The 7,763-nt window shown below is 68.1% G+C and carries 10 protein-coding genes and 1 pseudogene; 5 read left to right on the top strand and 6 right to left on the bottom strand.

Annotated features, from left to right (window positions below):
• The first annotated feature begins 212 nt into the window (after positions 1-212).
• Positions 213-1,211, top strand: coding sequence for a phosphotransferase (locus tag VIM19_09605; GenBank protein ID HEY5185135.1), 999 nt, complete (start codon positions 213-215; stop codon positions 1,209-1,211).
• A 275-nt stretch (positions 1,212-1,486) separates the two neighbouring features.
• Here the strand turns inward: VIM19_09605 and VIM19_09600 are convergent, their stop codons facing one another.
• The 4 genes from VIM19_09600 to VIM19_09585 all read right to left on the bottom strand — a co-directional run bounded on the left by VIM19_09600 (position 1,487) and on the right by VIM19_09585 (position 3,483).
• On the bottom strand, positions 1,487-2,464 hold the full coding sequence (locus VIM19_09600; protein HEY5185134.1) for an NAD(P)-dependent alcohol dehydrogenase: 978 nt from the start codon (positions 2,462-2,464) through the stop codon (positions 1,487-1,489).
• Positions 2,465-2,469: 5 nt separating this feature from the next.
• A complete protein-coding gene (locus VIM19_09595; protein HEY5185133.1) occupies positions 2,470-2,679 on the bottom strand; it encodes a hypothetical protein in 210 nt (69 codons plus the stop codon).
• Between the two features lie 119 nt (positions 2,680-2,798).
• Entirely contained in the window at positions 2,799-2,930 is a 132-nt protein-coding gene (locus tag VIM19_09590; protein ID HEY5185132.1) for a hypothetical protein, read from the bottom strand.
• A 181-nt stretch (positions 2,931-3,111) separates the two neighbouring features.
• Positions 3,112-3,483 (bottom strand): DUF5684 domain-containing protein, encoded by a 372-nt coding sequence (locus tag VIM19_09585; GenBank protein HEY5185131.1) that lies wholly within the window; start codon positions 3,481-3,483, stop codon positions 3,112-3,114.
• Between the two features lie 283 nt (positions 3,484-3,766).
• Here VIM19_09585 and VIM19_09580 point away from each other — a divergent pair, with 283 nt between their 5' ends.
• From VIM19_09580 to VIM19_09565, 4 genes and pseudogenes are all read left to right on the top strand, one after another.
• Positions 3,767-4,072 (top strand): hypothetical protein, encoded by a 306-nt coding sequence (locus VIM19_09580; protein ID HEY5185130.1) that lies wholly within the window; start codon positions 3,767-3,769, stop codon positions 4,070-4,072.
• Between the two features lie 316 nt (positions 4,073-4,388).
• Positions 4,389-4,805, top strand: a pseudogene (arr, locus tag VIM19_09575) (NAD(+)--rifampin ADP-ribosyltransferase).
• Between the two features lie 179 nt (positions 4,806-4,984).
• Positions 4,985-5,662: an alpha/beta fold hydrolase gene (locus VIM19_09570; protein ID HEY5185129.1), complete on the top strand. Its 678-nt coding sequence runs from the start codon at positions 4,985-4,987 to the stop codon at positions 5,660-5,662.
• Between the two features lie 4 nt (positions 5,663-5,666).
• A complete protein-coding gene (locus VIM19_09565; protein ID HEY5185128.1) occupies positions 5,667-5,894 on the top strand; it encodes a hypothetical protein in 228 nt (75 codons plus the stop codon).
• Between the two features lie 49 nt (positions 5,895-5,943).
• On the opposite strand, the gene VIM19_09560 is transcribed toward VIM19_09565, so the two are convergent.
• Positions 5,944-6,990, bottom strand: coding sequence for an aldo/keto reductase (locus VIM19_09560; GenBank protein ID HEY5185127.1), 1,047 nt, complete (start codon positions 6,988-6,990; stop codon positions 5,944-5,946).
• 352 nt (positions 6,991-7,342) lie between these two features.
• Positions 7,343-7,763, bottom strand: a 421-nt coding sequence (locus VIM19_09555) for a transposase (GenBank protein ID HEY5185126.1), incomplete at its 5' end; no start/stop codon positions are given.

Here is a 7,763-nt window from a genome sequence, read left to right as displayed (position 1 = left end):
ACGATTCGGCAGCCTGTCGGTGCAGATGTGGGTGGGGATGAGGCTCAGGTGCATCAGCCAGGTGAGTCATCCTCGAGGACGACCTCGCACGGCGGGCCTCTTCGCGCCGGACCGGCTCGGATCACAACAGTCAGCGTCCGGGCTCGACGACGTTCAGCACCTGGCCCTGCTCTGGGAACGTGCGCGCGGTGTCTGCCGTACGGTTGCGGTCGATGCGCACTCCAACTGCCGCTGTCGACGAGGCCGAGCTGCTGGCCGTGCTGCGTGAGCGCTGGCTTTTGGACGTCTATGCAGTTGCGTACGCCCCGGTGGGGTTCGGCAGCAAGCACTGGATGGCAACTGGCCGGGACGGGCAGCGCTGGTTCGTCACCGCGGACGCCCTGGCTCCCGCTGGGTCGGCGACGTTCACCGACCTGGATGCCGCGCTGCACACCGCCGCCGCCCTGCACGACCGGGGCCTCGCGGCGGTGGTCGCCCCCCTGCGGACCGGCGGCGGCGCCGCGCTGGAGCGCATCGGGACTCACCACGCGGTCGCGGTCTACCCCTACGTGACCGGCCATGCCGGGTCGTTCGGCGACCCGGTGTCCGACAATGACCGGGCCGACGTGCTGGACCTTCTCGCCAGGCTGCACACCACGGCCGTGCCAGCCTGCCCGACCGTCCGCACGGACGCGCTCCGGGTCGACCGGCGCAAGGCCCTCGACGCGGCGCTGGCCGACCTCGACCGGCCGTGGCACAGCGGTCCGCACGCTGAGCCGGTCCGTGCCGCGCTCCGGCGTGACCAGGCCGCACTGCGGCACGCGCTCGCAACGTACGACGCAGAGGCCCAGGTCCTCCGGGCCGCCTCCACTGCCTCGCGGGTCGCCACTCACGGCGAGCCGCACCCGGGCAACCTGATCCGCACCGAGAACGGCCTACGGCTGGTCGACTGGGACACGGTGCTCGTCGCCCCGCCGGAGCGTGACCTGTGGCTGCTCGCGCGCGACGGCATGTCCGACGAGCAGGTTGCCGCCGAGTACACCGCGCGCACCGGACGCCGCGCGGACCCGCGCGGGATGCGGCTACAGCGCCGCAGGTGGGCGCTGGCCGATGTGGCGATCTTCACCGACGATGTGCGTCACCCGCATGCCGACGACGCGGAGATCGCCGAGTCAGTCGACTACCTGCTGCGGTCCTTGGCCTGGCTCACGACCGACGGCCTCGCCACGTAGCCGTCACCGGTGATCACGAGGTCGGCGAACCGTCGAGGCAGACCGCTCGCTCGGTCGAGAGGCGGATTGGGTCGCCGAGGTCCTCGCCCGTGACGGTCAGCTCTAGGTTCGACTTGCTTCCGCGAGCAGCATCCATCCACTCCATCCCCGGTGTCCCCGCGCAGAACGCCGAAGGACCCGCGCTGGAACGGGCACTTCGAGTGCAGCCTCGGCGCCGCCCGGTGACCACGAACAGCGTTGGTGTGACGATCACGTGCACCCTCGACCGGGGGCGGTCAGCTGGCCGTGTCAGGGATGACGGTGAGGACGACGTTGCCGGTCTTCTGCTCCGACTCGACATACGTCGTGGCCGCGACGACGTGTTCCAGCGGGTACGTGCGGTCGATGACCGCCCGGTAGTGCCCGGCCTCGATGAGTTCCTTGAGGAAGAGCACGTCCTTCTTCGTGTACTTGGGGATCGGGATCAGCACCCGGTGACTGCCGAACACCGCGGTCCACAGCACCAGGCGCGGGTTCTTCCATCGGGCCCCGAGGTCCGTCGTGATGAAGAGCCCGCCGGGTGCAAGGGATCCTTTGCACGCCTCGAAGTCGCTCTTGCCGACGGCGTCGAACAGGACGTCGTAGGCCTCACCGTTGGTGGTGTAGTCCTCCCGGGTGTAGTCGACGACCACGTCGGCGCCGAGCGAGCGCACGAGGTCGACGTTCTTCGTGGTGCACACAGCCGTCACGTGCGCCTCGAAGTACCGGGCGAGCTGAACCGCCGCGGTGCCGATCGACCCGGAGGCTCCGTAGATGAGGATCCGCCGTCCCTTGTGCACGCCTCCTCGCCTGAGGCAGGTGAGAGCGAGGATCACCCCGTCGCAGACGGCGGCGGCCGCCGCGTAGGACATGCCGGCCGGCTTGAGGGCCAGCGGGGCGTCCTGCTTGACGCAGACGTACTCGGCATGCGCCCCGAAGCGGTCGGCGTGGACACCGAACACCTGGTCCCCTGCCGAGAAATCGGTCACCGCCGATCCGACCGCCTCGACCTCTCCGGCCAGCTCGGTGCCGAGGATCGGCTGCTTCGGGCGGCGCAGACCGCTGAAGGCTCGCACGACATACGGCTTGCCGGCGCGGAACCCGCAGTCGGTCCGATTCACGGTGGTGGCGTGGACCTTGACCAGGACCTCGTCGTCGGCCGGGACCGGCTTGGCGACGTCCGCGAGCTCCAGGACGTCAGGGGTGCCGTACCTCGTGTGGATCACCGCGCGCATGGGTCTCAAGCACCCGGGGTCGTCGGGCTCACGTGCGCGAGCCAGCCATCCAACGCCGAGGTGTCGAACACCTCGACCGGGAGACCGTTGCGGACCAGGAGCGCGGTGCCCCGCTGACGCTGCCCCCCGATGACGGTGTGGAGAACCTGATGAGGCTCTCCGCCTCGCTCTAGGTTCCGGGACACGATCTTGATCAATCGATCGACGAACGGCACGGCTGTCCCCTCTGTTCGAACGGCCCCGACGTTAGGGCAGATGCCCGCGAGGCACCAGGGCCGAACGCCACCGCAACGCCGTCCGGGAGCCGCTACCGGTACTGGCGCCTCTGCGCTACCTACAGCTCGTCCAGGAGGCTCTGCTGGAGCTCCACGAGCGCGATCTCGCCGCCGAGGTCCGGCAGGACCGCGTGGTCGAGGAGATGGACGAGTACCGCGAGCTGGAGCGGCAGCGCCGGAACCTCGAGCACTTCATCGCCGACCTGACAGCTATCAGCGAAGCCGTGTAGGGCAACCAGGGAAGGCAACGGCACACATTGTCGGGCCAGGGCCGCGGCCGGGAGTGGCCGCTAGGGGTAGCTGAAGAACTCGTGCGGGAGGCCGACGTCCAGGATGCGCCGCTCCAGCTCGTAGGACTTCGTGCCGTGCTACCTATCCCCTACCCAGTGCTGGAGGCCCTGAATACTGGCTGTTTCCCAGCCAGAGGATCAGCAGGAAGATCCAGCTGAGGAAGAACAGTCCGATCGTGAACCCGGCACCGTGGCCGAACGCGGTGGACAGGTCGTTCCACACGATGATCGTGATGACCAGGTTCACGATGGGGATCAGGTAAAGGATCAGCCACCAGCCGGGTCGGCCCACGGTCTTGAGCAGCACGTAGAGGTTGTAGATCGGGATGAACGCCGCCCAGCCGGGCTGGCGGGCCTTGCCGAAGACCCCCATCAGGGGCAGCGCTCCGACGACGTACACCACGACCGCGAAGATCAACCAGAAGACGCCCGCACCACTGGATGACGACTGCATCCGAACCCTCCCCAGGAACTTCCTCTGCCGACGGATGACGAGTCTGGCGTACCGGGGAGCGTGCCGTGGCACCCTTCACGAGATCAACGGCGACTGTTATGCGCCACTCCACGCTGTCGACCGGCGAGCTTGCTCGAAGATCGCCCCGATCTCGGTGGTGTCGAGATACGCGGCCTGGCCCCCCGCCCTGGGCGTGGGAAGACCGCGCCGGTGGTGCTCCCCGACCGGTCACGGTTCGGTGGACGGGCTCCAGTGAGCGTGCCGCCAGCGGTAGCCTGCGGCCATGCGTCGGGTGTTCGCCGCAGCCACGTTGGTGTTGGTCTCGGGCTGTGCGCTTCCCGCGACCGACCCGGGCGATGACGCCTCCCCGTTGGCCGCCGACCGCCCGGTGAGCGCTCAGCTGGTTGGGCATGACTACGCCGAGCTGGGACGGATGGCCAATGTCCGGCTGAGCATGGAACGCTACGGCGGGGTAGTGCCCGAGCAGCTGTGCCGGGACGCCTGGCGCAACCTGCGGCTCCAGCCGCAGTGGAAGGCGCTGCCCGCACCACCCCCGACTGTGTTCCTGGACCACTGCGCACAGGGTTGACCCGCCCACACAGCAGCTAGCCCGCCGCCCCCGAAGGGGCGACGGGCTAGCTGTACTGCCCACACACGTTGGTGACAGGGCGACACGGCCTCCAGGATCCGTGACGTAGGGGAGACCTCCGGGTGAGGTGGGGCTTGTCGAAGGTCCCGGCTCATCCTCGGAGGTCTCCTTGCCGCACGCTAATGCTCTGCTCGCTCCTCGGGGTCGTCTCGAGCTGGCCCGGTGCGTCGTGGTCACCGAGCGGGAGGCCCGCTCCCGCTCCGTCATCGCACCACTTCGGGGCGATTGGCTTGCCGGCGAGGCTGCGCCGGGCACCATGGGAACCGTGGACCAAGAGAACCGGGAACGGTATTGCCACGGCACACGCTCAGACTTGCAGCCAGGAGATCTGATCGAGCCTGGCTATCGCTCCAACTACGGCACGCAGAGGAAGTCGAACCAAGTCTATCTGACCGCCACGCTGGACGCCGCCATCTGGGGAGCGGAACTGGCGGTCGGTGAGGGCCCAGGCAGGATCTACACGGTGGAACCAAGCGGTCCGATCATGGATGACCCCAACCTGACGGACAAGAAGTTCCCCGGCAACCCCACGAAGTCCTTACCGCTCTCGTGAGCCGCTCCGCGTCGCAGGTGAGATCACGAACTGGGAGGGCCACGCCCCGAAGTCCTTCAAGCCATGAAAGACCAGCTCGAAAGCCTCAAGCAGCGTGGCATCGAAGCCATCGACGACTGACTGGCGTGCACCGCCCGACCTGTCGTGTCGAAGACGTCATCCATGTGTTGGATCCCCGCAGTAGGAGCAAGCGCACGTCGGTGCCCTCCTCGGTACTCGGCTGACCGAGGATGTCGCTGACCGAGGATGTCTGAGCATCCTGCTGCTCCGGAGAGTCGTCGGCTGCCAGGATCGGCGCCATGACTGAGACGACTCGCAGCCACCAGAGCATCGTGGTTGATGGAGGACGGACCCTGTGCTTCGCCGAGTGGGGTGACCCGGCGGGGTTCCCGGTGTTCGGCCTGCACGGCACTCCCGGGGGCCTGCTGAACCGGCATCCGGATGAGGGCAAGTATGCGGAGGCCGGCGCCCGGGTGATCACCTACGACCGGCCGGGTTATGGCGGGTCGACCCGGCGGCCGGGTCGTTCGGTGGTCGACTGCGTCGGGGATGTCGCTGCGATCGCGGACCACCTCGGGATCGGGCGGTTCGCGGTGACCGGCGGCTCGGGTGGTGGCCCGCACAGCCTGGCGGTGGCCGCGCGCCTGGGCGAGCGGGTGGTGCGTGCCTGCTGCGATGTGGGGGTCGCTCCCTTCGGTCTGGATGAGCTGGACTTCTTCGCCGGGATGGATCCGCTCAACGTGACGGAGTTCGGCTGGGCCGTGGACGGTGAGCAGCGTCTCGCCGTGGAGCTGGACCGTGAGCTGCGAGAGATGGCCGAGCGGGTTGCCGCCGACGCGTCGAAGCTGCTGGGTGACGGCTGGGCTTTGGACGACGCCGACCGCGCAGTGCTCAGCCGTGCCGACCTGGCGGCGGTGATCCGGGAGGCAACTGAGGACCTGGTCCGCGGCGGCGTGTGGGGGCTGGGTCGACGATGACCTGGTGTTCACCAAGCCGTGGGGGTTCGACCTGGCGGAGATCACGGTCCCGGTGCAGGTGCGCTACGGCGCCAAGGACGTCCTCGTCCCCGCTGCGCACGGTGCATGGCTGGGGCGCAACGTGCCCGGCGCGGAAGTCGTCGTAGAAGACGCGGAGGGCCACATGGGTGACCCCGACAAGGTCGTGGCGGAAACCCGTTGGCTCGTCACCGGCGAATCACATTCCACCTGACTGCAACGGCCCATTCGATCCGCTCTTCATCGGCACATCGGTGCGCGCTTCAGTTGCTGCCGTCCGCGGCCTCGCTCGGGGTGGTGGGGTCGGCGCTATGGGTTGTCACTACCCCTTGGACGCCGGGCGACGCGAACCAGGATTCGATCTCGGCGAAGTCCGCATCCGACAGAACGACGTCGGCGGCCTGCGCGGCCAGCTCCAGGTGGGGCGATCTACGGGAAGGACCTGTGACAACAGCGGTCACGTCGCGATGGTGTAACAGCCATGCGAGAGCGAGGGCACCGCATTCGACTCCGTGTCGGTGCTCCGCATCGGAGCGGAGCCGATCAATCGCGTCGTACACGGCGGGAGTGAGCAGCTCATCGACCCCATCGGGGCGCAGCGCCATCCGGGAGTCTGGGGGTGGCGTGACGCCGCGTAGGTACTTCGCAGTGAGCGCACCGCCGGCCAGGGGCGAGAAGGGCGTGAACGCCAGACCGCGCCCGGCGCAGATCGACCGGACAGCCCGGTCATCGTGGGGTTCCAGCAGGCTGTAGCCGTTCTGCACGACTTGGTAGCCGCTGATACCGAGCCGCTCGGCCGCGTCGAGGGCTGCGGTGAGCTGGCCCGCATCAACGTTGCAAGCGCCCACGTAACGGCAGCGGCCACTGGCGCGAATCGCCTCCAGCCCCTCGAGAGTCTCCTCGATTGGTGTGCCCTCATCGGGCGCATGGGTGAGCAGAAACTCGACGGTGTCGACGCCAAGTCGTTGAAGGCTCCCGGAGAACTTCTCTTCGAGAAGGGCGGCGTCGAAGCGGCTGCCTGACCCGGTGACGTCTGGCGGGGCAACCTTGGTAGCGAGTCGAACTCGGTCAGAGACGGCCGAGTCGCGCTTGACCAGCCAACGACCGATCACGATCTCGCTTGCACCGCCTGCGTAGCGTTCCGCAGTGTCGAACAGTGTGATGCCCAAACCAACCGCTTCGTCCATCGTCGCGAACGCTGAAGGCTCGTCCAGCCCACGACCCACGAGCGTCGGACTCCCGCCAATCCCGCCGAACGTGCCGCAACCGAGTACGAACCTCCCGTAGCTCCAGATCGGTGGCGTGGTCACTCTCAGCATCGTATTCAAGTCGGCGAGATCTTTCGGGTAGTTCCCACCCGCACCGCACCCAATGCCATCTCTGGAGCGCACTTGATCGGCACATGCAGTGTGGTGGCATACAGCCCCAACGTGCAGCCTGCGTCCCACTGGCCACGATGACTTTGAGGCCGGTCATCCAGCAGGGCTGTGACGTGCGCGGGCGCCTCACGCGAGCTGTCGCTCAGTCCCGTTAGAACGGTCCGAGCGTGCTGACGACAGTCAGGACCGTCACCCGAGTTCGACAGTTCATGGGTCAGCGTTCGGCGGATAGTCGGTGGGGGACAAGGGGTTTCCCCGATTTGTCCGTGGGGGGGGTGCGTATCTATTCGGTGTTGCGGGCTCGCCTGCGGGGTGTGCGCGCGGGTTCGGCGGCCAGGACCAGGGGTGGGGTGGTGGCCTGGCAGGCGGTGAGGATCGCGGCCTGGTCGGGGGTGATCTCGCTGCGCTGGCGGATCCGGCCGGTGCTGCCGTGCAGGTCGCTGGCGTGGATGCGGTCCAGGTCGCGGGCGATCGCGGGCCAGGTGTCGCCGGTGGCGTTCTCGGCGACGCGGATCAGGACCAGGGCCAGGAAGCACAGCGTGACGTGGGCGCGGATGCGTTGCTCCTTGCGGTGATAGACGGGTCGGACCTCGAGGACTCCTTTGAGGTCGCGGAAGCCGCGTTCGACGTCGAGGAGGCCCTTGAACAGGCGGGCGGCGTCCGCGGCCGGGATGTTGTCGTCGGTGCAGGACAGCAGGAACTTC

It is taken from the genome of Actinomycetes bacterium, assembly GCA_036510875.1.
In the GTDB taxonomy this organism is placed as follows: Bacteria; Actinomycetota; Actinomycetes; order Prado026; family Prado026; genus DATCDE01.
This window is presented reverse-complemented; position numbering and strand designations above follow the sequence as displayed.

What these genes read in the sequence shown, in the direction of transcription:
- VIM19_09605 (HEY5185135.1), top strand. Translation starts at nt 213, where the DNA reads ATGCGCACTCCAACTGCCGCTGTCGACGAGGCCGAGCTGCTGGCCGTG.
- VIM19_09600 (HEY5185134.1), bottom strand. Translation starts at nt 2,464, where the DNA reads ATGCGCGCGGTGATCCACACGAGGTACGGCACCCCTGACGTCCTGGAG.
- VIM19_09585 (HEY5185131.1), bottom strand. Translation starts at nt 3,483, where the DNA reads ATGCAGTCGTCATCCAGTGGTGCGGGCGTCTTCTGGTTGATCTTCGCG.
- VIM19_09580 (HEY5185130.1), top strand. Translation starts at nt 3,767, where the DNA reads ATGCGTCGGGTGTTCGCCGCAGCCACGTTGGTGTTGGTCTCGGGCTGT.
- VIM19_09570 (HEY5185129.1), top strand. Translation starts at nt 4,985, where the DNA reads ATGACTGAGACGACTCGCAGCCACCAGAGCATCGTGGTTGATGGAGGA.